General features: G+C 45.6%; 25 protein-coding genes and 1 tRNA gene. 9 read left to right on the forward strand and 17 right to left on the reverse strand.

Annotated features, from left to right (window positions below):
- Positions 1–78 precede the first annotated feature (78 nt).
- The 4 genes from GVO63_RS11280 to GVO63_RS11295 all read right to left on the reverse strand — a co-directional run bounded on the left by GVO63_RS11280 (position 79) and on the right by GVO63_RS11295 (position 2,873).
- Positions 79–708, reverse strand: a complete 630-nt coding sequence (locus tag GVO63_RS11280) for a hypothetical protein (protein ID WP_159579928.1) — start codon at positions 706–708, stop codon at positions 79–81.
- Positions 709–780: 72 nt separating this feature from the next.
- Positions 781–1,197: a TIGR01244 family sulfur transferase gene (locus GVO63_RS11285; protein WP_159579930.1), complete on the reverse strand. Its 417-nt coding sequence runs from the start codon at positions 1,195–1,197 to the stop codon at positions 781–783.
- 11 nt (positions 1,198–1,208) lie between these two features.
- Complete coding sequence (locus GVO63_RS11290; protein ID WP_159579932.1) at positions 1,209–2,063, reverse strand: MBL fold metallo-hydrolase; 855 nt, start codon at positions 2,061–2,063, stop codon at positions 1,209–1,211.
- A gap of 9 nt (positions 2,064–2,072) precedes the next feature.
- Positions 2,073–2,873: a sulfite exporter TauE/SafE family protein gene (locus tag GVO63_RS11295; RefSeq protein WP_159579934.1), complete on the reverse strand. Its 801-nt coding sequence runs from the start codon at positions 2,871–2,873 to the stop codon at positions 2,073–2,075.
- A 129-nt stretch (positions 2,874–3,002) separates the two neighbouring features.
- On the opposite strand from GVO63_RS11295, the gene GVO63_RS11300 reads away from it, so the two are divergent.
- From GVO63_RS11300 to GVO63_RS11310, 3 genes are all read left to right on the forward strand, one after another.
- Complete coding sequence (locus GVO63_RS11300) at positions 3,003–3,455, forward strand: Rrf2 family transcriptional regulator (protein WP_159492050.1); 453 nt, start codon at positions 3,003–3,005, stop codon at positions 3,453–3,455.
- An 87-nt stretch (positions 3,456–3,542) separates the two neighbouring features.
- Positions 3,543–3,971: a YeeE/YedE family protein gene (locus tag GVO63_RS11305; protein WP_159579936.1), complete on the forward strand. Its 429-nt coding sequence runs from the start codon at positions 3,543–3,545 to the stop codon at positions 3,969–3,971.
- A 19-nt stretch (positions 3,972–3,990) separates the two neighbouring features.
- Complete coding sequence (locus GVO63_RS11310) at positions 3,991–4,410, forward strand: YeeE/YedE family protein (RefSeq protein WP_159579938.1); 420 nt, start codon at positions 3,991–3,993, stop codon at positions 4,408–4,410.
- 277 nt (positions 4,411–4,687) lie between these two features.
- Here the strand turns inward: GVO63_RS11310 and GVO63_RS11315 are convergent, their stop codons facing one another.
- Positions 4,688–5,368, reverse strand: a complete 681-nt coding sequence (locus GVO63_RS11315; protein ID WP_159579940.1) for a hypothetical protein — start codon at positions 5,366–5,368, stop codon at positions 4,688–4,690.
- Positions 5,365–6,762, reverse strand: coding sequence for a Na+/H+ antiporter NhaC (gene nhaC / locus GVO63_RS11320; protein WP_159579942.1), 1,398 nt, complete (start codon positions 6,760–6,762; stop codon positions 5,365–5,367). Before nhaC ends, GVO63_RS11315 begins: the two co-directional genes overlap by 4 nt.
- A 298-nt stretch (positions 6,763–7,060) precedes the next feature.
- Here nhaC and GVO63_RS11325 point away from each other — a divergent pair, with 298 nt between their 5' ends.
- Both GVO63_RS11325 and GVO63_RS11330 read left to right on the forward strand, forming a co-directional pair.
- Positions 7,061–7,351, forward strand: coding sequence for a helix-turn-helix domain-containing protein (locus GVO63_RS11325; RefSeq protein WP_159579944.1), 291 nt, complete (start codon positions 7,061–7,063; stop codon positions 7,349–7,351).
- Entirely contained in the window at positions 7,341–8,534 is a 1,194-nt protein-coding gene (locus GVO63_RS11330; RefSeq protein WP_159579946.1) for a type II toxin-antitoxin system HipA family toxin, read from the forward strand. Before GVO63_RS11325 ends, GVO63_RS11330 begins: the two co-directional genes overlap by 11 nt.
- A gap of 17 nt (positions 8,535–8,551) precedes the next feature.
- Here GVO63_RS11330 and GVO63_RS11335 read toward each other — a convergent pair.
- Positions 8,552–8,628: transfer RNA gene (locus tag GVO63_RS11335), tRNA-Arg, on the reverse strand.
- Positions 8,629–8,893: 265 nt separating this feature from the next.
- Between GVO63_RS11335 and GVO63_RS11340 the strand changes: the two genes are divergently transcribed.
- Entirely contained in the window at positions 8,894–9,301 is a 408-nt protein-coding gene (locus GVO63_RS11340; RefSeq protein ID WP_159492036.1) for a cytochrome c5 family protein, read from the forward strand.
- Positions 9,302–9,405: 104 nt separating this feature from the next.
- Positions 9,406–12,006: an EAL domain-containing protein gene (locus tag GVO63_RS11345; protein WP_159492034.1), complete on the forward strand. Its 2,601-nt coding sequence runs from the start codon at positions 9,406–9,408 to the stop codon at positions 12,004–12,006.
- 55 nt (positions 12,007–12,061) lie between these two features.
- Here the strand turns inward: GVO63_RS11345 and rep are convergent, their stop codons facing one another.
- Positions 12,062–14,077, reverse strand: a complete 2,016-nt coding sequence (rep, locus tag GVO63_RS11350) for a DNA helicase Rep (protein WP_159579948.1) — start codon at positions 14,075–14,077, stop codon at positions 12,062–12,064.
- Between the two features lie 111 nt (positions 14,078–14,188).
- Between rep and GVO63_RS11355 the strand changes: the two genes are divergently transcribed.
- Complete coding sequence (locus GVO63_RS11355; protein ID WP_159492030.1) at positions 14,189–14,440, forward strand: accessory factor UbiK family protein; 252 nt, start codon at positions 14,189–14,191, stop codon at positions 14,438–14,440.
- 117 nt (positions 14,441–14,557) lie between these two features.
- Here GVO63_RS11355 and GVO63_RS11360 read toward each other — a convergent pair whose 3' ends face one another.
- From GVO63_RS11360 to GVO63_RS11375, 4 genes are all read right to left on the reverse strand, one after another.
- Positions 14,558–14,863, reverse strand: a complete 306-nt coding sequence (locus GVO63_RS11360) for a DNA-binding transcriptional regulator (protein WP_159492028.1) — start codon at positions 14,861–14,863, stop codon at positions 14,558–14,560.
- Position 14,864: 1 nt separating this feature from the next.
- Positions 14,865–15,239 carry a type II toxin-antitoxin system RelE/ParE family toxin gene (locus GVO63_RS11365; protein ID WP_159492026.1) on the reverse strand — a complete coding sequence of 125 codons (375 nt, stop codon included), beginning with the start codon at positions 15,237–15,239 and terminating at the stop codon, positions 14,865–14,867.
- Between the two features lie 227 nt (positions 15,240–15,466).
- Positions 15,467–16,324, reverse strand: a complete 858-nt coding sequence (gene ubiA / locus GVO63_RS11370) for a 4-hydroxybenzoate octaprenyltransferase (protein ID WP_159579950.1) — start codon at positions 16,322–16,324, stop codon at positions 15,467–15,469.
- Positions 16,321–16,890 carry a chorismate lyase gene (locus GVO63_RS11375; protein ID WP_159579952.1) on the reverse strand — a complete coding sequence of 190 codons (570 nt, stop codon included), beginning with the start codon at positions 16,888–16,890 and terminating at the stop codon, positions 16,321–16,323. Before GVO63_RS11375 ends, ubiA begins: the two co-directional genes overlap by 4 nt.
- A 147-nt stretch (positions 16,891–17,037) precedes the next feature.
- Between GVO63_RS11375 and GVO63_RS11380 the strand changes: the two genes are divergently transcribed.
- A complete protein-coding gene (locus GVO63_RS11380; protein WP_159492020.1) occupies positions 17,038–17,451 on the forward strand; it encodes a flagellar basal body-associated protein FliL in 414 nt (137 codons plus the stop codon).
- 21 nt (positions 17,452–17,472) lie between these two features.
- Here GVO63_RS11380 and glpG read toward each other — a convergent pair whose 3' ends face one another.
- From glpG to GVO63_RS11405, 5 genes are all read right to left on the reverse strand, one after another.
- Complete coding sequence (glpG, locus tag GVO63_RS11385; RefSeq protein WP_159579954.1) at positions 17,473–18,336, reverse strand: rhomboid family intramembrane serine protease GlpG; 864 nt, start codon at positions 18,334–18,336, stop codon at positions 17,473–17,475.
- A gap of 143 nt (positions 18,337–18,479) precedes the next feature.
- Complete coding sequence (glpE, locus tag GVO63_RS11390; RefSeq protein WP_159492016.1) at positions 18,480–18,791, reverse strand: thiosulfate sulfurtransferase GlpE; 312 nt, start codon at positions 18,789–18,791, stop codon at positions 18,480–18,482.
- Positions 18,791–19,816 carry an L-threonine 3-dehydrogenase gene (gene tdh / locus GVO63_RS11395; RefSeq protein ID WP_159579956.1) on the reverse strand — a complete coding sequence of 342 codons (1,026 nt, stop codon included), beginning with the start codon at positions 19,814–19,816 and terminating at the stop codon, positions 18,791–18,793. Before tdh ends, glpE begins: the two co-directional genes overlap by 1 nt.
- Positions 19,813–21,009, reverse strand: a complete 1,197-nt coding sequence (locus GVO63_RS11400) for a glycine C-acetyltransferase (protein WP_159579958.1) — start codon at positions 21,007–21,009, stop codon at positions 19,813–19,815. The genes tdh and GVO63_RS11400 overlap by 4 nt, the downstream gene beginning before the upstream one ends.
- Before the next feature lie 159 nt (positions 21,010–21,168).
- Positions 21,169–23,613, reverse strand: a complete 2,445-nt coding sequence (locus GVO63_RS11405; RefSeq protein ID WP_159579960.1) for a bifunctional diguanylate cyclase/phosphodiesterase — start codon at positions 23,611–23,613, stop codon at positions 21,169–21,171.
- Between the last annotated feature and the right edge of the window lie 6 nt (positions 23,614–23,619).

Genomic DNA, 23,619 nt, shown 5'->3' on the forward strand with positions numbered 1-23,619 from the left:
CGGTCAAATCTTAAAAAATAGTGGGCCCGATAGGGTTTGAACCTATGAACCCGGAGTGCAGAACCATCAATTAAATTTTTATGGCCTCCCACCAACCAACCCATGAAAAGCCTCAATCGCCTTATCAAAGCTTTCATCATTGTCGAAATAAAGCTGGCTTAGTCGGCTTTTCTTAATTTTGTAGGTCGCGCTGGCAAAGGCTAGCGCTTCTCTAAAACTGCTAAATTCTTCATCGAACACCTTAAACACCTCGCGCTGTGGTTTTGCCACCCGCGTTATGTTGCCGTTTACTTCATAGTCGAAGCCTGAATATTGAAGGCGTGAAAGTGTTTCTTTGCCTAATCGCATGCCGCCTTTCAGGCTTATTTGAAATGCCGCGTCCATTTCTTCTATTTCTTCCATGCTCCAGTGGTTAAATACCCTAATGGCCTTTTTGTACTTTTCTGCCAATAGCTTTTTTAACACCGTTATTCTGGGCTCTAATGTGGCGTTGTTTTCGTTTTTTAGCAGGTCGAAGCATTCGTTGCATGAAGGTACGGAGATGAAGTCGGCCTGTAGGTGGCCGTCTTGCCAGTCGTGAATGAATTTTATGGGTGGAATAAAGTCGGGCTTGGCTGCCTCGCAGCCGCAGTAAATACAGCGCCCAAAATCTGCCGAGTGTACGGCGCTTAATGGGCTGTAGAATTTTTGATAATTTTTTACTGACATGCTTTTTTTGCAAACGGCCAAACGCTAACTGTGCTATTTACGGTAACACAGTCGGGTGTTTGAAAAAGTGAATTATGCGGGTTTAACTTGCGACAATGCCTCGCTTACGTTGTAACCGGCTTGTTGTGAAATGCTAAGTATGGCTTCACAAGGCAGGGTTTTGGTTGCGGTCATTGCCCACAGTGTAATAGACCGTGTACCTGTTCTGCAGTAGGCCAGCACCGGGGCTTCTAGCTTTTGTAGGTTTGCTTCAAACGTTATTGCATCGTCTGGCGTTATTTTACCGCTTACTATAGGTTGGTATACGCAGGTTAAACCCAGTAACAACGCTTTGGCTTCTATTTCAGCAAAGGTGAGCTGGCCTTCACCTTCACCGTCTGGGCGGTTACAAATAATTGATTTAAACCCTGCCGCTTTAATAGCGTCTATATCGTCAAGTGATAGTTGGGTGCTAACAGATAGCTGTGGTGTGACCTTGGCGTATTGCATAACTTCCCCCTTTAAATGGCGTTCACAGGAATTTTTATGAACTGCTTACCACCTTCAGAGGGTGCCCCGAACTGCCCGTTACGCAGGTTTGCCTGAATAGCGGGTAAAAGTAATTTGGGCACGGCAAGTGTTGCATCTCTTGCCTCGCGTTTTTCCACATATTCTTGAAGGGTTACGTTGGGGCGAATTTGCGCGTTTGTTTCTTTCGCTTCTTTTATCGATACCGTTGATTGGGGTGCTGTACCTTTTTTGGGGTAGTCGTGAGCAAGGTACACCGTAGTGTCATCGGGAAGCGTAAATAAGCGCTGAACGGTGTTGTAAAGTTGCTCGGCGCTGCCGCCCGGAAAGTCGCACCGCGCAGTACCTAGGCTAGGCGCAAACATGGTGTCGCCAACAAAAGCTTTGCCATCAACCAAGTAGCTTGCACATGCCGGGGTATGCCCGGGCGTATGCCATACACTTACGTCGTAGCGACCAATATTGAACGTGTCGCCTTCTTCGAACAATACATCGAACTGACTACCATCGCGGGGTGTGTCGTTCGACGTCTCGAATATATCAACCCACATATCAAGTACGGCTTTAATACCCGAGCCAATACCAATTTGGCCGCCAATTTTGGCCTTTAAATAGTGTGCCGCAGTAATGTGGTCAGCATGCACGTGGGTTTCTAGAATCCACTTGTTCTTAAGCCCATTTTGGGTGATGAAGTCGATAATCTTATCGGCGCTTTGGGTTGATGCGCGACCTGAAAAGATATCGAAGTCGGCAACTGAATCTATCACCGCGCTTTCTTTTGAGATGGGGTCGAATAGCACATAGGTAAACGTAGAGGTTTGGTCGTCGTAGAATGTTTCAACGTTCATGGTTTTTTCCTAAAGAAGCTCTTTGATCATGATGAAAACGGCAATAACCAGGGTGAAAAAGGCAAAGAATTTCTGCAATGCTGCACCGTCTAGTTTTCCCGCTACCTTTGTGGAGACAGCCATCCCGACAAACGTGGCCACCAGCATAAGCGGCAGCAAGGGCATCTCCAGTTGAATTCCGGTTTGTAAATCGCCTATAAAGCCCAGTAACGACTTTAAGGCAATGATGAATAACGACGCGCCCACCGCGTTTTTCATGGGCATGCCTAGAATAAGTACCAAGGCGGGTATGATAAGAAAGCCCCCACCTGCGCCGAGTATGCCGGTGATAACCCCCACTACTGCGCCTTCAATAACTATCAACCCAATGTTGGGTTGTTTGTGCTCGATTACCTTGGTTGCCGTTGCCGATTTGCTATAGGCCTTTTTCAGCATCATGGCTGCCGAGGCCAGCATTAGCGTGGCAAACAACACCATGATGCCAAGATTCTTGTTTATGGTTAGCGATAGAAAAGAGATGGTGTCGGGAATGGCGGGCATTAAATAGGCCCGCGAAAGGTAAACAGCTATGATGGACGGCACAGCAAACAGTATAGATGCCTTCACGTCGACCAAGCCTTCCTTGAAGTACCTTACCGCACCGAATGCGGCTGTGGCCCCCACAATAAGCAACGAATAACCGGTGGCGATATCTGGCGTGACGCCCATTAAATAGACAAGAATAGGCACGGTAAGGATAGAGCCCCCGCCACCTATCACGCCTAATACCATTCCCATAAGAACGGCAGCGATGTAACCAAGAAAAATCATATCGACACCTTATTTCGTTTTGTTATATGATAGAACAAAATATACAATAATGTACATCTCAAATATATATTTAATTTTTGTGCTGCTGTAAGATCTGAACAAATGAACTTAGCGCTTATGATAAATTCCATGAAAATCAATACCTTTACTAACTTAGCGTTTCGTGTCTTGATTTATCTTGCACTGCGAAAGAACCATCTTGTGAAGACAAGCGACATAGCAGATGCGTACTTCGTATCTTTCAATCACTTAAAAAAAGTCATTACGCTGCTTATTGATGAGGGATATATCACGGCCGCAAAGGGGCGCGGCGGCGGTATCAGGCTGTCAAAAGAGGCGGAAGAAATTAATTTAGGCCAGGTTTTTCGCTTAACGGTGGAAGACGTGGCGCTGGCGGAATGTTTTGCGTCGCCAACGAATAAGTGTGTTATTTCACCTGCGTGTCGTTTGAAATCTATTCTACAAAACGCCGCAGATAAATTTGTCAGCGAGCTTGATCGGTTTACGCTTCATGATTTGGTTAAAGACAGAGAAGGCGCACTGGCCATGCACCTTGCTATCGATTTTATAGACGTTGAATAGAAGGCCTGTGTAGGGCTTCTGTTTGTTTGATGTTTCTTCACGACAGCGCCTCTAAAAAGGGCACTGCATAAGGGTTAGGAGAGAAAATTGGAAAACTGGACTACAACACCGTTTGAGCCGTTAGCCGGTTTGGCAGGCGGGCTACTTATTGGTTCGTCAGTGGTATTGCTGCTGTATACGCTTGGCCGTATTGCGGGGATATCGGGAATTGCAGCAGGCGCGATGACGCAACGCGGCGCTGAGCGCTACTGGCGACTGGCCTTTCTAGCTGGCATTGTTTTGTCTGCCGTACTGTACATGGTGTTTGTAGGCGATTTACAGGTTCAAACCCAAATGGGCTCAGGTTGGTTGATAGTAGCAGGCTTATTAGTGGGCTTCGGTACCCGCCTTGGCTCTGGCTGTACGTCAGGCCATGGTGTGGCAGGCCTGTCTAGGCTATCACCCCGCTCTATTGTTGCCACACTTACTTTCATGGGTGCGGCTGTACTTACCACCACCATTATCAGACACCTGTAAATTACTGAGGAGAAAAACAATGAAATCAATTATCGCCTCTCTCGTTTGCGGGCTTTTATTTGGCTTAGGCCTTCTAATATCAGGGATGAGCAACCCTGCGCGCGTGCTGAACTTTTTAGATTTAAGCGCCAACTGGGATGCCACGTTAGCCTTTGTGATGGGCGGCGCTATTATGGTTGCCGCGCCGGGTATGTATTGGGTACGTAAGCGCAATAAGCCGTTGTTTGGCGACAAATTCGATATTCCAACAAGTACGACAATCGACGCTAAGTTAATACTGGGCTCTGCGGCGTTTGGCATCGGCTGGGGTATCAGTGGTTTTTGCCCTGGGCCTGCTGTGGTAGCTATCGCCTCACTTCAAACTGATGTGCTGTTGTTTGTGGGCGCGATGATCGTTGGCATGCTGGCGCAGCATTGGTTAAAGCCTAAATCGGCCTAAGCGCTTAATTGGCCTTTACACCTCGCACATAAGCTGTTGGTTCACTTATCCATACGGCGATGTTTAGGTTTGCAATGCCCGTTGCGAGTAACGTCTTTCTGGGTAGGGGATGATATCTACATTATCCCCTGCCAAGGATAATCGCTGCCTCATCCGTTTGCGGGCATAGTCTATAAAAGCGCGTTGGCGAAAGTACTCGCTGTGTAGCTCACTCCCCTATTTACCTTGTTAAAGCGCGATGTGAATACGTCACTCGGCTGGGCCGCTTAGACCATGGCTATTCTAGAATAACGAGTGCGGTTGAAAATGCAGCAATACTTAGCGGACCTTGCGTCACAAACTCGCTTAATTCAGCCGCATCACTTTTCCATAGCTTAACTTTCGTTGAAGCCATAAACCCTAACGGAAGGGGCATTTCATGGGTATCGTAAGACAAGTTCACAGCAGCGTAGATACGCCTTTCCTCTGTTGCCACGGAAAAAGCCAGAAGCTGTCTCATCTCATCAGTATGATAAACATCGAAGGTACCAACAACATCAGATTTCAACGCTTCTATTAGCTCTAGCGCTGTGTTTTTCTGCAGGGAAAAGTTGTGCAATAACATTGCGTTATCTTGCCCTAAAGGTAGCGTTAAAAATAGTGTAGTAAGCAGCGTAGCCTCTCTTTCATCAAGAGGTTGCTCACATTGGCTAACTTGCTGTTCCAAGGCTAACTGTGAGGGCTCCGACGAAAAAGCATCACTTAAGACATTCGCTAACGCGTTTACTGAACGCTTCTCGTCTTTCTCTTTCAGCAAATTGCACACCGCTTGTGAAATTAACCGTGCGCGGCTTTGATTGAGCGCGGATGTTTGAGCATCGCTTTTTGTATCAGCCTTTTCAGTAAACGCAAAAAAACTGATACCGCCAAGTAATAAAATGCACAATAAAAGCCATTTTATTGAGCCAAACCTTTTCAACGTTTAGCTCCCTTCCCTTTCAGTAACCCCACTCCCAGTGCGGCCATGGTTACCGCAACAACGCCATTCAAATAGTTGAAAAACGCATAGGGCGCGTAATCAAGCACGTCAACACCCAGGGTTGCCGAGTAAAACGCGCCGGCGGTTGTCCACGGAATTAGGCCAGTGGTCATGGTTGCGCCTTCTTCTACTGACCGTGATAACACCGCAGGGTCAAGATTCTGCTGTTCATACGTTGGTTTAAATAGTTGGCAGTTTAAAATGATAGAAATATAGGCCTCGCCCATGGCTACGTTACCTAAAAAGCCCGAAGCAATGGTGACCGCGATTAACGTTGCCGTGCGTTTGACCTGTTTAATAATACCGGCCAACAGGGCTGCTAAAAAGCCTGCGCCATGCAATATGCCGCCTAATGCTATTGCCATTAAAGCGAGTAATAGCGTCCAACTCATGCTGCTGATGCCGCCCCGGCCTAATAGTGCATCTAAATTCGCAATTCCCGTGTTTTGAGGGGTATTTTCCCACAGCGCATTAAGCACATGTATTGTATTGGTATCTTGATAAAAAATAGCAATAACCACGGCAAGCAGAATACTGGACGACATCGTCACTTCAGCGGGTACTTTTTTAATGCTCATTACCGTTAGCAACACTAAAGGTAACAGTGTTATGTAAGGCGCAAGATTATAGTGGCCGGCAAGCGCAGCTTTGATTTCATCTATCTCTTCAACATTTAACGTTTGGTTGGCGTAACTAAAGCCTATGACTAAGAAAATGATTGAGGTTAGAAGAAAACTAGGCAGCGTAGTAAGCAGCATGGCATACATGTGCCGATAAAGATTAGTGCCCGCACTCATTGACGCGAGATTGGTGGTATCAGACACCGGAGACATTTTGTCGCCAAAGGTTGCACCACACACCACCATGGCAGCAACAATGGGTAACGGTATATTCATGGCGCCGCCAATGCCCATTAGCACTACGCCCATAGTGCCCACCGTTCCCCACGATGTACCTGTAGCCACCGACATTACCGCACACAAAATTAACCCCACCGCCAGAAACACACTGGGGTTTAGCCAACTTAACCCGTAATAAATGAGCGTTGAAATAGTGCCGCTTTGCATAAAGCTGGCGATAACCATGCCTATAAGGATAAAGATATAGATTGCCGGCATGGCCCGGGCTAATGCGCCGGTCATTAATTCCCGAATTTGCAGGTACGAGTACCCCAAACTAGTGGCATTGATACCGGCCCACAGTAAACATAAAAACATGAGCGCGTGCAGGCTAATACCTAGGCCAAACAACCCACCCGCTATTAGCGCAACAATAACGCTAAAACAAAGCAATGACTGAGCAAAACTAGGGCAACGCAAAGACTGAGGCGACATGAAAGTCCTGTTAATACGCTAAAAAATAAAGTTGTGAAAACAGTATAGCGACTTTGCTATGCGTTGGAATGACTTTAACGTTGGATAGGCTTAGGATGCGCATAGTGCCTTCGAAAACAATGGCTCTTTCAGCCAATAAGTGCTGCCTAAAAGAACAAAATGAAAGTTTGCTTTACTTATAAAACATCATAAATGGCAAATTAAAGCCCTATTAGCCATTTATGGTTATTTAATTGACACACCCTATTAAGTAGCCATAGTAAATAATTACGTTACTAATGGCTATTTTTGGTGTTTTATGGACAAGGTTGAATATACGAAAAAACTACTTGGTAACCTCGTAAAGCAAGCGAGAGCCACTTCTATGGATCAACAAGAGTTAGCGCTTAGAACCGGCACTAGCAAAAATACTGTTAGTAGGTTAGAGCGTGGAAAAGGCATAAATTCAGATACGCTGCTTACAATATTAAATCAACTGGAAGTGCTTGACCCACTTATTGAAACCATCGAAAAGGAGTACGAGTTAGTAAGCAATAACCCTTTGAGAAAAAGCTCACTCGTAGAAAAGGAGTTACCTAATGACTTCTAGAGCTTATGTTTTTATTGATGGACTCGAAAATAATCCGGTTATATGTGCCGTTGTTGAGTTAGATCCAAAGACTAATATCGGAAAGTTTCGATATGGACAAAGCTACCTTCAAAGGGATGATGCATTTCCACTAGATCCAATTCACCTGCCCCTACTTAGCAATCAGTTTCTTACTAGAGTAAATAAGGGAATGTTTGGCGCTATCTTAGATGCTGGGGCAGATAGCTGGGGTAAAAGGCTTATTTTGTCGCTGCATTCAACTAAACCTAACAATGACCTAGAACTCGTTCTGGCTGGTTCTGGTATGGGTGTTGGCGCACTTATGTTTAGCTTATCTAGAAGTGCAAGTAAACCAAAGAAGAATAAGAATACGCTTGGCGATATCCCCATGCTATTGCAGGGAAAAAGGGCAATTTTGAAAAATGAAGATATTCCTAAGGAAGTCAAAAAAGCATTTGAATACGGGTCCAGTACGGGTGGCGCACGACCTAAAACACTGATTGAAAACAACGGCATAAATTACTTAGCGAAATTCAACCGTCCAGATGATTTATACAACGTATGTTTAGTAGAACACGCAACAATGACAATGCTAAAAGAACTAGGCGTGAGAGTTGCAGCCACGTCTATAGTGAACAGCCAACAAGAAGATATATTATTAGTAGAGCGCTTCGACTGTAACAGTGATAGACCAACACACCATTTCTTAAGTGCTAACTCACTAATAAACCAAGAAACGCTGACGAATCAGGCACTAACCGAGAATTATAGTTATGGTGCTTTAGCGGAGTTTGTGATGAAGCACGGAGCAGAACCTAGAGACTCCCATGAACTGTATACACGCATGGTTTTTAACATCTTAATGGGTAACACTGATGATCATTCTAGGAATCACGCGTTTTTATATTCTTTCTCAGATAGAAACTGGCGCTTATCTCCAGCCTACGACGTATTGCCGATAAACAATTCTCGCCAACATGGAATTGGAATAGGGGTTCACGGCAGAGAAGGAACGCTTGAAAATGCGCTGTCTCAATCTAAAAGGTTTGGACTTTCTCAAGCAAAAGCTAGAACCATCCTTTCTAGCGTGCAAGCCTTAACTAATGAATGGATAGTTTATTTTAATAGGGTTGGAGTACCCGATACTGATATAGAAACGCTTAAGGGGATTATTCCTTCATAGGTCATCAGAAAAGGAAATGGCCCGCCCTAGAGGATTCGAACCTCTGACCTCGGCCTCCGGAGGGCCGCGCTCTATCCAGCTGAGCTAAGGGCGGTTTGTAGAACCAGTGTAATAAAAACTGAACGCTTACATCAACGAGCTATGAGGCAACACGTGTGCTGTAAACGGGGCGTAATCATACTTACGCTAAGAGTTAGCTTCAACTCATTTATTAAAATCTCTTCAGATGGGTTGGCTCTTGCGTTAAAAATCCTTACTTTTTATGGGTAATTGGCCTCAAATAGTTGTTCAGCCCCAATTTACCGTTATAATCTGGCCAGTTATATTTTAAACAAATTCATCATTGCCTGGAGACAGATGTGAAATTAAAGACTTGGTTAACTGTTGCTGCTACTGCGCTAACCGTTTTTGCAGCACAAGCACAAGAAATGAGTAACGATGAAATTGCCGAGCGTATTAAACCGTTAGGTCAGGTACACGTGGCAGGCGCAGCAGCTGAAGGTAGCGCTGCGGCAGCAGGCGGTGCAAAGTCAGGTGAAGACGTTTACAACTCAGCATGTGTTGCCTGTCACTCAGCAGGCGTATTAGGTGCACCTAAACTTCACAATGCGGCGGATTGGCAGCCACGTTTAGACGAACGCGGTCTTGACGGTGTATGGCAAAACGCATTGAACGGTATTAACGCCATGCCTCCGCGCGGCACATGTGGCAACTGTTCTGATGACGAAATTAAAGCGGCAATCGAGTATATGATTGAAGGTATCTAATACCTGCACAATGTCTACAACTTGATGGAAAAAGTAGCGTTTTACCGACTAATCGGGTAATTTAACCGGTTGGGTAGACGTTACTTTTTTAACTGGCGAGCGGAATGTCAAAAGATTCGACGCAATACGAGTTGACGGAAGAAGAACTGCGCGAACTTATTCCGCAGCTTCAACAACTCACCGATAAATATAAGCGTGCTGAACGTGTTCAGAAGGCGCTTTTTGATATTTCCGAACTTGCCAGCTCTGTAAGCCACTTAAACCGCCTTTATTCCGCTATTCACGAAATCATTGCCGATTTCATGAATGCCGATAACTTTTTTGTCGCCTTCTACGAACCAGAAACTCACGTTGTTGACTTTGCCTATTTTGTTGATGAATTTGACGAAAAAACCGTTAGGCAACTGCCTGCAGAGCAATTGATGGATGGCATGACCGGTTACATTTTGAAGACCGGTCATCATTTATTCTACAAACGTGATGACGAAGACAAACTATCGGAAGAATACGGCATTAAACTTGTCGGGTCTCCGCCGGTTGAATGGTTGGGCGTGCCGCTAAAACGCGGTAGCCAAGTGATAGGCGCGATGGTTGTGCAAACCTACGACGACGGTGTGCATTATTCCCAAGAAGATTTAGAAGTGCTGCTTTTTGTCTCACAGCACATTGTGACTACCGTCGACAGAGTAAAAAACAGAGAACTTACCGAACGCACTATTCGCGAACGTACCCGTCAACTGCGTAGAATTAACGACGATCTTCAAGAAGAAATTCTTGAACGCCAAAAGGTGGAGTCGTTACAGCAGGCACTCTTTGAGATTTCTGAACTTGCCGCGAATCTCGAAGGCGATATGGATGTATTTTACTCCAGCCTACATGAGATATTGGCAAGGCTTATCAGCGCACCGAACTGTTACATTGCCATTCATAACAAAGAAGAAGGGCTGTTAGAATTCCCTTACTTCAGCGATTCCAAGCAAAGTGAAATTAGCGCCAGGCCGCTCGGCTTGGGGCTTACTGAATTTGTATTGCGTACGGGTCAAGCAGAACTTATCAACCCACCAAGAGTATTGGAACTAGCAGAGTCAGGCGAGATAGACGTTTCGCTAGCACAAACCATGTTGAATAGCGCAAACTCATGGCTGGGCTCGCCACTTGTTGTTGATGGCGAAATAGCGGGTGTTATCGCGGTACAAACATACGGAAAGTTGGCGAAATACAATTTACGAGACCAAGAGCTGTTGCGCTTTGTGTCGCACCATATTGCGGTTGCCATTGAACGTAAACGCAATACTGAATCGATGCAGCGCTATAACATGCAGCTTGAAGAACGCGTGAAGGAACGCACGGCCGAACTAAACCGTACCAATAAGTTTTTAAAACAGCAGATAGAAGAGCGTAAAGAAATTGAGCTTAAGTTGATTCACGATGCGCATCACGATGCGTTAACGGATTTGCCTAACCGCTCGATGTTTACCAGCCGCTTAGAGTTAGCGATAGCCAGCAAGCAACGCTACAGCGATAGCATGTTTGCGGTTCTGTTCATAGATTTGGATAGATTTAAGGTTATTAATGACACACTAGGTCACCATGCCGGTGACGAGTTCCTTATTGAAGTTGCGCGGCGTATTACGCTTTGTATTCGCGGCCACGATTTATTGGCCCGACTCGGGGGCGATGAGTTTGTTGTGCTGCTGGATAACTTTGAAGATGAGGCCGATGTGGAAGAAGTGGCTAACCGCATTATTTCTTCTATCTCTGAACCGTTTTTACTGGATGGCCGTGAAATGTATTCCGGCGCCAGTATTGGTATCGCGCATTTAGAGAGTTATTATCGCGGCGCAGACGAAGTATTGCGTGATGCCGATGCCGCGATGTATCAAGCCAAAACGCTTGGACGCGGTCGCTTTGTCATGTTTGATAAAAGTATGCGCGACAGGCTTATTGAAGAGCTTGAACTTGAAAACGAATTTAGACGCGCGTTGCGTGAAGAGGAGTTCGACTACTTCTTGCAGCCCGTAATAAAGCTTAACGATAATAGTACGCTTTATCGAGAGATGTATGTTCGCTGGTCGCACCCAGCTTACGGCAAAATAGCCAGAGAGCAATTTAGACAGGTCGCTGAGCAAAGTGGATTGACGTTAGATCTCGACCTGTTTCAGCTTACCAAGGCTTGCGAGTTACTCAACTATTACGCCAATACCGACGATCCTATCAACAAGATTGCCGTGAACGTTTCAATCAACCATTTATTGCAGGCCTCTATGGTCAATCAAATGTTGAATGTCATAGAAACGTCTGGCATTACCCCAAGTCAGCTGGTTTTCGAGTTTGACGAAAACGATTTGAACCGTCGTTCTCAATTTATTCTCCCAGCCATTAAAAAGTTAAAACGAGCAGGGGTAACCTTGGTATTAGATAACTTCGGAAGCGGTTTGGCCTCACTGAGTTATTTATTTGCCTACCCGTTTGACTATATTAAAATTGACCATCGATTTGTGAAGTCGCTGCCACGGTCTCAACGTAATCTCAAACTGATTCAATCTGTCATGCTTATTTCTGAGCATTTGAAGTTTAAGGTAATAGCCGAAGGCGTTGACTCTCAAGCCCAGCTAGATGCACTTAATGAAATTGAATGTATTTATGGGCAAGGCAAAATATTGAAACATGCAAAAGTGCTTGATATGAACTTGCTGGCAGGCTAAAAGTAAGTATTTACTACTAATAAAAACTCACTTAAGCCTGACCTATTAAATCCCTTTACTTTTTCCCAAGAATACCTCGAAGGTTCGCAATACCCACTTGCGCTTTTTGTTGGCGCTCTTCTTTTGTCACTTTAGGCTTTTGATTTTCCCACTGCACATCATCAGGCGGAAGCTCGAATAGAAAGCGACTGGGCTCTGGGTTGATGACTTCTCCAAACTGTCGGCGTTCTTTGGCAAGGCTAAAAATCAGTTCTCGTTGGGCGCGGGTGATTCCTACGTAGGCGAGTCTGCGCTCTTCTTCCACGTTATCTTCATCAATACTGCTTTGGTGGGGCAATAACCCCTCTTCCATGCCGACTAAGAATACAATGGGGAACTCTAAGCCTTTAGACGCGTGTAGCGTCATTAACTGTACTTGGTCCCCTTCTCCGTCGTCTTCACCACGCTCCATCATGTCACGCAATATTAAACGGTTTACCACTTCGGTTAGGGTCATAGGCTGATCTAGGTCGTTACCTTCAAGCATATCGTTCACCCAACCAAATAACGTACTCACGTTAGCCATGGCCATTTCCGCGGCTTTTGGGCTGGCACTGGTTTCATATAGCCATTCTTCATAGCCCATAGTGCGGATCATGGTACGTACGGCTTCTGCCGTGTTACCACGCTCGGCGTTGTCCGACAGTTCCACTACCCAGCGGGCGAAGGAAGAAACCGCATGAAAAGCTTTATCGGGCAGCACACTATTAAGGTTCGGGTGTGTCGCCGCTTCAAACATGGATACGCCCAAGCTATTCGCAAAGTTACCCAATTTTTCTAGCGTAGCACGGCCGATACCCCGCCCCGGCGTGTTGATGATACGAAGTAAAGCATTGTCGTCATCTTGGTTCACCAACAGCCGCAAGTAGGCCATGATGTCTTTTACTTCTGCACGGCCAAAGAACGACATACCGCCACTTATTTTGTAAGGAATGCGGTTGCTCATCAGTAGCTTTTCGAAAATACGGCTTTGGTGATTTCCGCGATACAAAATGGCGTAGTCTTTAAACTGGGTTCGGTTCATAAACTTGTGCGCCAGTAATTCTGCCACCACACGCTCGCCTTCATGCTCTTCGTTTTTCGCCTCGATCACTTTAAGCGGCTCGCCGTACTGCAGCTCTGAGAACAACGTTTTATCAAACAAGTGCGGGTTGTTTTGAATAAGAATATTCGCACAATGAAGAATACGCCCTGATGAGCGGTAGTTTTGCTGAAGCTTTATTACGTTCAAGCGCGGAAAGTCTTGTTTTAGCAAATGCAGATTTTGCGGCTTCGCGCCACGCCATGAATAAATAGATTGGTCGTCATCACCCACCACGGTAAAGCGTGCGCGCTCGCCTACTAACAGCTTTACTAATTCGTACTGACTGGTGTTGGTATCTTGGTACTCATCCACCAGCAGGTAACGAATTTTGCTTTGCCATTTTGTTCTAATTGCCTCGCTGCTTTTTAAAAGTAGCGTAGGCAGCAGAATAAGATCGTCAAAATCCAGCGCGTTATACGCCTTTAAATTGTCTTGGTAACGCTTGTAGGCTTCTGCAAACTCTCGCTCGCCGGTGCTCGTTGCCGACTTTAATAACGCGTCGGGTAAAATGAGGTCGTTTTTCCAGTTCGATATGCAGCTTTGTAAAAGCTGAAGCTGATCTTTGTCGCCATCTAGGGTGTCGGACGTTAAGTCGTTAAGCAGGGCAAACGAGTCTTTGTCATCGAATAACGAGAAACCTGGTTTTAGGCCTAAGTCTTTCACATGGGCTTTGATAATGGTTAAACCCATGGTGTGAAAGGTAGATACTTTTAACCCGCGGGCCTCGGGCTTACCCAAGGTTTGCGCCACACGCTCTTTCATTTCACGTGCAGCTTTGTTGGTAAAAGTTACCGCTGCAATATAGCGCGCCGGCATATCGCAGTTTCGTACTAAATGAGCAATCTTGTTAGTAATAACACGGGTTTTACCGCTACCAGCACCCGCTAGCACCAAGCACGGTCCAGATACGTAGGTTACGGCAGATTCTTGAGCTTCATTTAGTTTCATTTAATTCCTAAAACAACGTTCACGTAGGTTCGACACACTTTTCATTGCATGTCGTGTCGATACCGATAGAATGGCTTTTATAATTTGAGCTGCGCATTATAAGGGAATTCCATGTTGGATCCGAAGAAACTCGAAGATTTAGCGAAACAAATTGCTGATGCTGTACCACCCGGTGTTAAAAATATGGCTGAAGGAGCCGAGAGCCGCGTGAAGGCGGTTTTGCAGTCGCAGTTATCGAAGCTCGATTTGGTGACTCGCGAAGAATTCGACATTCAAAGCCAAGTGCTCATTCGCACTCGCGAAAAATTAGACGCCATGGAAAGCCGCATTGCTGAGCTTGAAGCGAAGCTAGCAGAAAAGTAATCACTTTCTATTTATAAAAATTAAGAAGCGCCTTTATGGCGCTTTTTGTTGAGCTGGATAAAAGAGAATATTCATTCTCAGCCTTTAACGTTCTTAAACGCTTAAAGCGCTACAACCTTACATCAAGATCTCTAAGCCTTTTTGCTCAACGAGATTTAATAGCTTTAAAGACGTACCTCGAGGCTTTTTGCTCCCCTGCTCCCACTGCTTCACTGTAGATGGCGTGATGTTTAAATAAGCCGCAAAAACGGCTTGGCTTACCCTTGCTTTTTCACGTATTGCCTTAATTCGCTGACCATCGTATTGATCTAGTTTGGGCAAACATAATGCATCGAAACGATGCATAGTCTGCATATCCATTACCCCGGCTTCGCTTAAGTCTTCTGCGGCACTATGCACTACATCTAAAATACTTTCTTTCACGTTATTTCACCTCTTCAACACTACCTGAATCAATAGCTTTCTTAAGCTGAGCATCGCTATAGTTCAATAGTTCTTTAGCTAAGAGTTTTAAAGCCTTTGTCTCTTTGACACTAACGTTAGAGCGGACGTTTTTAGAAAAACCGTAAATAAAAAAGGCTTTGTTATCTACTTGAAAGGCGATGAGGGTTCTTACACTTCCACTTTTTCCTTGCCCCAAAAGAGGCACTCGCTTTTTATATACGTTTGCACCTAAATCTGCGTCAACTAATCCCTTTTGCATCTCTGCAATTGCTACTTTTAGCAAACCGTCTGATACGCCTTCTTTACTCGCCCACCTCTTGAACCACTTCAATTTGTATATGCGTATAGATTCCATTCAACACCTAAAGTATAACACCTAGTAACACACTTTGTGCACGACTTTGAAAATATTGCGTGATGAAAGTGCGTGCCTGAATTAGCTAGCAAATACTTTAAACTGGCTATCTTTAAGCTAAAGGGGGACGTTGGTACAGGTTGATACCGTCTTGTAGTACTGCGATTCCTTAAGGCCATTCCAGCGCACAATAGCAATCCATTTTGCTGTTGGTTAGTTTTACCTAACTAAACCAAATAAAAGTGAAGCGCCGTACCCAGCGTAATAACAAGCCCGATATAGTGGTTTTCGATAAATGCAGTGAAGCAACCTTCGCGCTGACGGCGTTTAATCAGTTGATATTGGCGTACGCACAATAGGGCCGAAAACAGTACTGCGATGTAGTATGGCCAAGTGGCGTTAATAGCGCTGCCTATACACCAAAGTATGGTTAGAGCAGCAGCCTGTAACAGCATGACTATGAGCACGTCGTTTTTGCCAAACAATATGGCTGTAGATTTGATGCCTATTTGTAAGTCGTCATCGCGGTCTACCATGGCGTACATGGTGTCGTAAGCGACCGTCCATAATAGGTTTGCCACAAACAACCACCAGCCGTACGTGGGTACTGTTTCTATTACGGCCATAAATGCCATAGGAATAGCCCAACCGAATGCTGCGCCCAATACTACCTGTGGTAAATTGGTGTAGCGCTTCATGAAGGGATAGCTTGCTGCAAGGAGTAAGGCTACCACCGACAGCGCAATGGTTTGCCAGTTGAGGAATAGCACTAACACAAATGCGATAGCAATAAGCGCCCCAAATAACTGAAGCGCTTGTTTAGCTGTGACTTCGCCCGTCGCTAGTGGGCGCTGCGCGGTGCGCTTTACGCTACCGTCTACTTTTCTGTCTGCATAATCGTTAATGACACACCCTGCCGAGCGCATCACCACTACACCGGCCACAAAAATGAATGCCGTGCTCAGAGGGGGGAGACCTTGCGCCGCCATTAGCAGTGCCCACAGTGTTGGCCACAGCAGTAAATAAATGCCTACGGGTTTATCAAGGCGCATAAGTCGCGCATACGCATTCCAATTGTGCTTCATAAGTGTTGTTCGCGTTCCTTTTCGCTTGTAGCTAGGTGACTATAAGCCGGTGAATCGGGAAGAAAGACCTCTGCCACTATCATGCTGTAATTATCTAATGTAAACAACGATCGCCTGCCCCACAGGGTTTGATTGCTGCTGATACCAAATTGGGAAGCTGATACCTGGCATACTTGGAACGCAGAGCGTATGAAGCGGGTATCGTTGAACAGCCGCTTTCCTAAAGGCTCTCGCCCTAAGTTTGATAGCTCACTATCAACAAACGCTTGAGGGATTATAGAGCGCGCAAATACCCACGGCGTATGATCACCACAAAGCAATATTTCCCGCGCTTGATAGCTGGTTTCGCCATTAGCGTGCAAAAGAGACAGTTCATTGTCGTGAGGTACTTGAGTTTGTTGACCTATTAACTCGAGAGCAAAATGTTTGCTTGACGATTGAACGCGTTCAGTTAGCGAACCTGTGTCTAGCAGCCAGCTTTTTAACTGCGCATTAGGAATAGTGATGCCAGACGGTGCTTGCCAGTTAACCGCCAACCCCACTGGAAAAGTGGCATTAAAACTCACACGAAAAACCCGAATAATGAATCTGTTAGTATGATAACACGTCATATTCAAATATTTTCATTAGGTTAAACTTTTGCAGTAGTGTGTTTAATCAGAGTTTTGCTAAACTACTACTGAATTTTTTACTTTGGTGTTTCGGATTTCACTATGCTTAAGTCGTTAGTTTTACGCGTTTTTGCGCTTGGTTTAATGGTTATCGGCAGTAGCCCAGCGATTGCACAAGAGAAAGCTAATTTTGCTTACTTAAGTTTAGAACCAGAAATTGTTACCAACTACATAAGCGAGAGCGCGCAAAAATTAGGCTATGTGCGTGTATCGGTAGAATTGATGATCAACGATGTTGGCCAACTGGAAATAGCCGAGCACCACCTGCCTCTATTGCGCTCTACAACCATTGAGATATTTGGTCAGCAGCCTGCAGAGAAGGTCAAATCACTAACCGGTCGTGAAGAAATTCGCCGCGCGATCCTTAAAGCCCTTCAAGATCACATGAAACAAGAGACTGGCGGCGAAGTAGTTAAAAATGTCATCTTTACTAAATATTTATACCAAGGCGGTTAACGTTAACCCTGTTATCACCTTTTAGCGCTTTTTAGCGCCTAAGCTTAATGCCGCGGCCAGTAAGCAGCCCGATATAAGACCCGCCGTGTGAGCAGCATTTGCCATATTTACCCACAAGATGTCTGCATAACCTAAAACCAACCATACCAGCATAAAGCCCACTATAGAGTTTGGTAGTGACAAGCCCCAGCTTGGTCTAAGCCAGCCTAACCACCATACAAAGCCCATAACGGCATAGACAACACCAGATAATCCGCCGAACAAATATAAATTGGCCTGTACCGGCTCGCTAAATAGCGCCTGAGCGGCGTTGGAGATCGCGGCCGACACTAAGAACACAATAAGTAACATGCTAACGCCGAGCGTCCGTTCTATTTTTGCGCCTAGCATGCCCCACCATAGTAGATTAAATATGATGTGTAGCGCTGAAAAGTGAATAAATGCGGGGCCCAGCAATCGCCACCATTCGTGGTTTTCCGATAATACAGAGAAAGGTTGCATGAGTAAGTGTTGCGCAATTGGCGCAAAAAGCCCCAGTAAAGACAACACATAAACCGCCACACAAAGAAGAAACACGATGGATGTGAACGGTGCTTTAATCGCATCCTCTATGATATTTCCCATTGAAAAACCACTACCAGACGGCGCTAACTGCACGTTCTTTCCACTGTCCCAAGCGGCTTGCTGATATTTTGGGTGGGTAGGGTTGGTCAAAAAGTCTTCTGCGATGCGTTTTGCGCGGTCGAGATGAACAGCATCATCAAGGACGACGACGAACTCTTTCTCGTCTTGTACTACCGATGCAGCAATACCCTGACTGGTTAAGTAGTTTGCGAGAAGATGTGCTGGACTTTGTTGGTTGAACGCAATTAAAGGATGGCCCATAAGCTAGTTATTACCCTAAAGCATAAAATGAATAACGCGATGTAACGTGTCGTGACGGGGCGATAGATAACCCCTTTATACTGGAATGTATTGGGTCTGAAAAGTATAAAAAAAGGTGCACACTGTGCACCTTTATCAAATTGCTATTCGGTTACTACCGGATTTGCCTGTCGCCACGCCTCAAAGCCGCCGTCCATACTATAGACGGTTTCAAAACCTTGTTGCGCAATGACTTGTGCAGCTTGTTGGCTGCTGACGCCGTGATAACAAACCACCACCACAGGCATGTCTTTAGGCGTTTTTTCGATAAACGCTGCAAAGTTGTCGTTGTTTAGTGGTGCTGCGTTCGGCATATGCCCATTAGCAAACGATTGAGGATCGCGGATGTCCACAATGGCGACGTCGCCTTGAAAATTCGCTACGTCGTTTACGCTAATGTGTGTAAATGTTGTCATTATTGCCAGTCCAGAATAACTTTACCTGATTGTCCTGACCCCATGGTATCAAACCCTTTCTGAAAGTCATCAACAGAAAAGGTGTGAGTGATAATAGGCGACAAATCTAAGCCGCTTTGCAGCAGGCTTGCCATTTTGTACCAGGTTTCAAACATCTCACGACCGTAGATACCTTTTATCACTAAGCCTTTGAAAATAACTTGGTTCCAGTCGATAGCGACATCTTGTGGCGGAATACCTAGCATCGCTATTTTTCCACCGTGATTCATTTTGTTAAGCATGTCTCTGAAAGCAACCGGCACACCTGACATCTCAAGGCCCACGTCGAAGCCTTCTGTCATGCCTAACTCTTTCATGACGTCTTTTAAATCTTCCTTACTAACGTCAACCGCACGGGTTGCACCCATTTTTTTAGCAAGTTCCAGACGGTATGGATTGATGTCGGTAACAACGACGTGACGCGCACCTACGTGCTTCGCTACCGCTGCTGCCATAATGCCAATTGGGCCCGCACCGGTGATTAGCACGTCTTCACCAACGAGATCGAAGCTCAGCGCGGTGTGAACCGCATTGCCAAACGGGTCGAAGATAGACGCAAGGTCGTCACTGATATTGTCAGGAATTTTAAATGCATTAAACGCAGGAATTACCAAGTACTCTGCGAATGCGCCCGGGCGGTTCACGCCTACACCTTCTGTGTTACGGCATAGGTGTACGCGGCCAGCACGACAGTTGCGGCAATGACCGCAAGTAATATGGCCTTCACCAGATACACGGTCACCAACCTTGAAGCCTTTTACTTCTTGGCCCATACCCACAACTTCGCCCACGTATTCGTGACCTACAACCATAGGAACTGGAATGGTGTTTTGTGACCACTCGTCCCAGTTGTAAATGTGCATATCGGTACCGCATATCGCGGTTTTGCGAATTTTAATGAGTAGGTCGTTATGCCCTACTTCTGGCTTTGGCGTATCTTGAAGCCAAATGCCTTTTTCTGCTTTCGCTTTTACTAGCGACTTCATGAGATAACTCCCATTTCACGGCCCACTTCAATGAACGCGTCAATGGCTTTATCAACGTGCTCAAGGCTGTGGCCTGCTGACATTTGCGTACGAATTCGGGCTTGGCCTTTTGGCACAACTGGGTAAGAGAAGCCGATAACATAAATGCCTTTTTCTAGAAGCTTATCGGCCATTTCGCTGGCTAGGCGTGCATCGCCAAGCATGACGGGGATGATAGCGTGATCTTTACCTGCAAGGGTAAAGCCCGCCTCTTCCATACGCTTGCGGAAATGATTGGCGTTTCGCCATAAGTTAGCACGTAGCTCATCGCCGTCTTTCATCATTTCGAACACTTTTAGTGACGCTGAAACAATAGGTGGCGCAACAGAGTTAGAGAAAAGGTAAGGACGCGAACGCTGACGCAGCCATTCTACGACTTCTTTTTTGCCCGACGTGTAACCGCCTGACGCGCCGCCAAGGGCTTTACCTAGGGTACCGGTGATTATATCGACACGGCCCATTACGCCGCAATATTCATGGCTACCTTTACCGTTTTCACCAAGAAAGCCTGTTGCGTGGCAGTCATCAACCATTACCATGGCATCGTATTTATCTGCCAGGTCGCAAATTGAGGCAAGGTCGGCAATAACACCGTCCATCGAGAATACGCCGTCAGTCGCAATAATTTTAAAGCGCGCGCCATCGGCATTCGCCTGCTTTAACTGCTCTTCTAGCGCCGCCATGTCGTTATTGGCGTAGCGATAGCGCTTGGCTTTCGACAAACGCACACCGTCAATGATACTGGCGTGATTTAACGCGTCAGAGATAATGGCATCTTCTGGGCCAAGTAGGGTTTCAAACAAACCACCGTTGGCGTCGAAGCAAGACGGATAAAGAATGGTGTCTTCTGTACCTAAAAAGTCGCTAATAGACGCTTCCAGTTGCTTGTGAATGTCTTGTGTGCCGCAAATGAATCGTACAGATGCTACACCAAAACCATGGCTATCCAGGCCGTTTTTCGCCGCTTCGATCAGGCTTTCATTGTTTGCTAGACCAAGGTAGTTGTTAGCACAAAAGTTAATAACGTGCTCGCCACCAGCAACGCCTATATCTGCTTGCTGTTGCGACGTGATAACACGTTCTTTCTTGTACAAACCATCTTCTTTCGTGGCTTCAATTTGCGATTGCAAATGAGAGATAAATGCCGCAGACATGCCATTCTCCGAGTGTAGATATATAAAAGCCAATAGTGTAATGAAAGCAAGTTAAAGGGTACACACCCGTGCGGTGTATTTAATGGGTTTGTCGACTAAGTTTGTAAATTATTCAGCACACTTGGGGGGAATACGTGCGCGCAGCGGTGAAGTAAATCGCTAGGCGAAATCTTTCCAAAGGTTATATTCAACTTTGCTTTTCAGTACTTCCCAAATATCGGTCTCTGACACCGGCTTACTAATCAGGTAGCCCTGACCGATATCACAGTCAAAACGACACAATAATTCATACTGCTCGCTGGTTTCGATACCTTCTGCCACTACTTGCATTCCCATGTTACGAACCATGGATATCGTAGAGTGAACGATGTTTCTGTCGTCAGCACTGCTGGCTATGTTTGCCACAAATGAGCGGTCGATTTTAATGTAGTCGGCCGGCAGCGATTTCAAATAGCTAAGCGATGAGTAGCCCGTTCCAAAATCGTCAATTGCAAGCATACACCCCATGCCTTGGATGGTTTTCATAATGCTGGTTGCACGTTTGATGTCAGAAACGAGCACGGTTTCAGTCAGCTCTAAACAGACTTGGTTAGGGGCAATGTCATTCTGAATGATCTGCTGTTGTAAAAACTCAGGCAGCGTTGGGTCTAAAAACTGGCCAGCCGACAAATTAATAGCAATCTTGATATCTGAATAACCGTTATTGTTGAATTCGCGAATAAGATAGGTGGAACGCGCGATCACCCAGTAATCTAATTCAAGCATAAACGAGGTATTCTCAAGCAATGGAATAAACTCTGCCGGTGAGATATGCCCTTTGGTTGGATGGCTCCAACGCAGTAGCGCTTCAAACCCCACTAACCTGCCACTATGCATTTCTATTTGAGGCTGCAGGGCTAGGCTGAACTGGTTGTCTCTCAGCGCTTCTCTTGCCTCAGACTCTAATTCCACTTTTTGCATAACTTTAAGGTTCATGGTGGCATCATAAACCCTAAACGCAGCGCCCTTTTTGGCTTTTGCTTCATACATGGCAATATCAGCATGACGTAATAGCTCCACCGGCGTTGCTCGAGCATGGCTGGTTATCGCAATACCAATACTGATAGAGACGTAAAATGTCACCCCATCAACGATTATAGGCTCTTTGAATTCATCGATTATTTTTTGCGCTACATAACCGATATGGTTCTTATTCTCAATATTTGACAACAGAATCACGAACTCATCGCCGCCGAATCGCGAGGCAATGTCAGATTCTCTGATAGGACGGGAGATGCGCATGGCAGCCGCTTTTAACAGCTTATCGCCTACGTCATGGCCATGGCTGTCGTTCACTTTTTTGAAGTCATCTAAGTCCATAAACATCAATGCCACTAGCCGCTCATCTCTGATAGAGCGAGCCAACTGCTTCTCTATTTGAAAGGTCAGCATGTTTCTATTGGGCAACCCTGTTAGCACATCGAACATCGCCATTTTTTCTAGTTTAGCGGTGTTTATTGCCATTTGACCGTCAAAACTCTCGAGTTGGCGAGCTAAATCGTTAGCGGCCTCTTCCACAACGTCAAGTTCATCAGTGAAATTGAAAACAGGTGACGCACGGCGCTTGGCAGCACTGGTATAAAACTCACTAAATTTATGCTCGGCTAACATAGGTAAGCGCTCGCTTATACCTACAAGCCGAGTGCGATATTGATTTAAGAACAGATAAAGAAGTGATGAAAAAACTAAGAAAAGCCCAATTGCACTTGAAATTACCACAAATTGATATTGTTCATTTTGACGCACGGTAGCAGACACGTCTTGCACTATCAGCATATAGGGCCGATCGCCTGTAGCGTGTTCAAATGGCAGTAAACTTACGAGTAATTGTTTAGTTTCAAGCTCAACCTTGATGCCTTTTATCACCAAGTCATCCAGTCGCCATTGCTCGGGCAACGCGTTAAAAAGCGACTGTAAATACTGGCGGTTTGCTGCAGAGACTTGGCTTGCAATGGTAAACCTTGCTGCATTATTTGGCGTTTCTTTGACTTGGACAATGGCGACCTTGTGCACATCTGTCGCGCGACTGAACAAGTACAATAATTCGCGCATTGATGTTGAAACGACAATAATGGGTATAACGTCACCGTCTGCCATCACCGGTATTGAAATGTAGTGGGTACACACCGTGTCGCAGGCCAATAACGAGCGACTTTCAAACGTTACGCGTGTTGTGTTAACAAGGTTTTGAATGTCTGTATCGACGGGTCTACCCGGACTTCCTACTACGCCCTCTTCGTCGAATAATAACAGTGACTCTACTTGATAAGTTAATGTGAGGTACTCACTCAGATCACTCAACGACTGGTGTAATTCATTTATGTTTGTCGAGTAAGCATCATTTCTTCGACTGATGATGTCGATAAGGGTGACCATACGCCCATGAAGTATATCTTCAAAAAGCTGAACGCGGCGATGGTTGCTTATTTGGCTTTCCCGCTGCTGAAGCAGCACGCGCGCGTCAGACTCTTGGATCAAAACAGCCGAAATGACAATAGCAACGGTTAATACCATTGCCAACAAGATGAGGATGGTTTTGGTGGTAAACGATACCTGAACCTTCATTTTTTC

This window comes from Alteromonas sp. KUL106 (assembly GCF_009811415.1).
In the GTDB taxonomy this organism is placed as follows: domain Bacteria; phylum Pseudomonadota; class Gammaproteobacteria; order Enterobacterales; family Alteromonadaceae; genus Alteromonas.